General features: G+C 61.9%; 1 protein-coding gene. It reads left to right on the top strand.

The window, feature by feature from the left end; translation table 11 throughout:
- Positions 1 to 1,737, top strand: a 1,737-nt coding sequence (locus tag ABX749_RS31815; protein ID WP_372899578.1) for a hypothetical protein, incomplete at both ends; no start/stop codon positions are given.

Here is a 1,737-nt window from a genome sequence, read left to right as displayed (position 1 = left end):
CTGACCATCGTTGCGTCGCTGGAGCCGGTCGGTCCCAAGGTGCAAGTCATCACCACGCCCAGTTTTCCTGCCACGCCGGGACAACCGATCACGATCGAACCGATCGCCGACAGCGACGTCGCACTTTCCAGCACCACGTTGTCCATCGATGGCACGCCGGTTGCGCTCAACGCACTCGGACGCGGAACCTTCATCGCGAACGCTCCCGGACGATTCACGGCAACGGCGGTGGTGACCGATGCCGAAGGCCGCACGACGACGATCACCAAGCCGATTTTTGTTCGCGACCCGAGTGACTTCGCCGCACCGGTAATCGAAGTCCTGCAACTGGCTCCGCCGGTGTTCACCGAGACTCGGGATCTGATCGTCAATATCTCCGACACAGGACTGGCCGAGTATCGGATCGAATTGATTCCGAAAGGCGGCGGGTCGGCGCGATTGATCGGTCAGGGGACGACCAGCATCACGCAGAACGTCGAAGTCGATCCCGCAAAATTCCGCAACGGGTTTTACACCTTGCGAGTCACCGCGAGTGATTTCGGCGGTTTGTCGTCGACCTTCAATCACGACATCGAAATCAATTCCAGCGATAAATCCGGGGCGCTGTTTGAAACGGCGACGGATCTTTCGGTGACGCTGGGCGGGATCACCGTGCCGATCACGCGGGTCCATGATTCGTTGACGATCGCAGCTGAGGATTCGGCGTTCGGTGCCCGCTGGACGCTGCCGTTGCTTGATCCGCAATTGTCGCTCGACTTGGGAGCCGATTCCGGCGACGCGTTTGCGGCGATGACCGACGACGCGCGGATCTACCTCACACTGCCGGATGGACAACGCGTCGGATTCCAATTCGCGCCGGCAGCCCTGTCCTCGGGCACTGTCGCCACCTTCGCGCCGGCTTGGCAAGCCGATTCGGGAGTCGATTGGACGCTCGAAAGCTTTGGAGCCAACCTGCGCAAAGCCGGTTCGGGCTACTACGTCGTCGGCAGCGGCCTTCCCTACAGCCCCTCGCTGGTCTCCGTCGGCGACACCGTTTTCACGCTTGTCTCCCCCAGCGGCGAACGGTTTTCCTATGCTGCGAAAACGGCGTCGGCCTCGTTTTCACTGGTGCGGATCACGGCGGCCGATGGCAGCACATCGCTGCGGGTGACCGACAGCGGGATCGTTGCACCGAGCGGGGAGCGGTTGACGATCGTGCGCGATAGCGATCGGCGAATCAGCGAATGGGTGGGTCCGGCGGGCGAGCAGATTGTTTATCGCTATGACGACGAAGGCCGATTGGCAGTCGCGATCGACGTGTCAACGGGCGACCGGACGTTCTACGGCTACGACACGAACTCAAGACTGACCACGATCAGTCCTCGTGCCACCGCCGGCCAGTCGATCAGCTACGACGTCGACGGTGCGGTCGACCAGATCGCCACGATCCAGCCGCACCTGGGCGGCACGCGCGCGCTGGTTGCCGCACCGATCAGCGGCATGCTAGGCAGTCACGACGACATCTACTCCTTCACGATCACTGAGGGCGAACTGCGTAGCAGCCCAACCGGTGCGATGACGCTCGGAATCGATTTGATTGAGGGATTCGCCGATGCGACCGCGAAGATCATGGGACTGACAGCGGTCACCACAACGGGAACGGATTCGCGTCCGATCAACGTTTACACCATCGACCGGCCGGGGACCTTCCGGGTGGCGGTGACGGGGACAGTCAACACCAGCTATGTACTGGAGGTG

The organism is Stieleria sp., from assembly GCF_041595215.1.
GTDB lineage: Bacteria > Planctomycetota > Planctomycetia > Pirellulales > Pirellulaceae > Stieleria > Stieleria magnilauensis.
This window is presented reverse-complemented; position numbering and strand designations above follow the sequence as displayed.